At 58.4% G+C, this 652-nt stretch carries 2 protein-coding genes; both read right to left on the bottom strand.

The window, feature by feature from the left end; translation table 11 throughout:
• Window positions 1-302: biotin carboxylase N-terminal domain-containing protein (locus QMZ65_RS25160; RefSeq protein WP_283216947.1), on the bottom strand; the 302-nt coding region annotated here is incomplete at its 3' end.
• An 11-nt stretch (window positions 303-313) separates the two neighbouring features.
• The coding region (accB, locus tag QMZ65_RS25155) for an acetyl-CoA carboxylase biotin carboxyl carrier protein (RefSeq protein ID WP_283216946.1) at window positions 314-652 on the bottom strand (339 nt) is incomplete at its 5' end.

The following is a 652-nucleotide window of genomic DNA, read 5'->3' as shown; positions in this document are numbered from 1 at the left end:
ATAAAACCAGAGCGCTCAACCTGCTCGGCGAAATCGGCATTCTCAGAGAGGAAGCCGTAGCCCGGGTGGATCGCCACGGCGCCGGTGATTTCGGCGGCGGAGATCAGTGCAGGGATGTTCAGGTAACTTTTGACCGACTGTGCCGGGCCGATGCAGACGGTCTCGTCCGCCAGCAGCACGTGCTTCAGGTCGCGGTCAGCGGTTGAGTGAACCGCAACGGTCTTGATGCCTAATTCTTTACACGCGCGGAGAATACGCAGAGCGATCTCACCGCGGTTAGCAATGACAATTTTATCCAGCATGCTTCGCCTCGTTATTCGATGACGACGAGCGGCTCGTCAAATTCAACCGGCTGGCCGCTTTCCACCAGGATCGCCTTCACAACGCCGGATTTATCGGCTTCGATCTGGTTCATCATTTTCATCGCTTCAACGATGCACAGGGTATCGCCCGCGTTGACTTTCTGGCCCACTTCCACGAAGGCTTTCGCATCCGGGCTTGGGGTACGGTAGAAAGTGCCGACCATCGGAGAACGCACGATGTGGCCGGTGATTTCCGGCTTAGCGGCTTCAGCTGGCGCAGCGGCTGCAGGTGCAACGGCGGTCGCCAGCGCAGGCTGCTGCATCACTGGCGCAGCATAAGCCTGTTGCAT

This window comes from Pantoea sp. EABMAA-21 (genome assembly GCF_030053335.1).
Taxonomy (GTDB): Bacteria; Pseudomonadota; Gammaproteobacteria; order Enterobacterales; family Enterobacteriaceae; genus Pantoea; species Pantoea communis.
The sequence above is the reverse complement of the archived record's forward strand: the minus strand, read 5'-3'. Positions and strand labels throughout refer to the sequence as shown.